The organism is Vibrio sp. 10N.261.52.A1, from assembly GCF_002876325.1.
GTDB lineage: Bacteria > Pseudomonadota > Gammaproteobacteria > Enterobacterales > Vibrionaceae > Vibrio > Vibrio chagasii.
Map to the genome: position 1 here is coordinate 1 of NZ_MCYD01000401.1, position 453 is coordinate 453.

At 38.4% G+C, this 453-nt stretch carries 1 protein-coding gene and 1 pseudogene; both read right to left on the reverse strand.

Going from position 1 to position 453, the window contains the following annotated elements:
- Positions 1–94 precede the first annotated feature (94 nt).
- Positions 95–238, reverse strand: a complete 144-nt coding sequence (locus tag BCT81_RS29705; protein ID WP_241908161.1) for a GNAT family N-acetyltransferase — start codon at positions 236–238, stop codon at positions 95–97.
- Positions 184–453, reverse strand: a pseudogene (locus BCT81_RS29710) (hypothetical protein); the annotation flags it as partial. The pseudogene BCT81_RS29710 and the gene BCT81_RS29705, both read right to left, overlap by 55 nt.

Consider the following 453-nt stretch of genomic DNA (forward strand, 5'->3'; position numbering starts at 1 on the left):
GTCCAATCATCTTGTTATATGAATTTTTCTATCGCATATATTTCAAGACCATCAACATCACCATAAAGCTTAACTTCTGGCTCAGGGATCATACCTAGTTTTTTATGATCGCTAATGACGGTAAATTTTCTTTGAAAGCTACACCATAAATTTTTGAGTGCTTATTGGCACGAAATGTTTGCTCTAAGGCAGCTTTTGCAGCCTCAAAAACATATCCTCGCCCTTGATAACCTGACACCAACGCGTATCTGATATCGCTGAACTCTGGATTTTCACAGTGCTCACCCCAACATAGCCTATTTTAGTTTTGGGCTCACTTTTAAGGCTTATCACATAAGACCCAAATCCGTGATTCCAATGTTCAATTCGGTTTTCTACATGCTGCTGAATCTCTGCATCAGTATATGCCTGACCTTTAGGCAAGAATTTTGTTAATTCATCAGAGCTCAATAT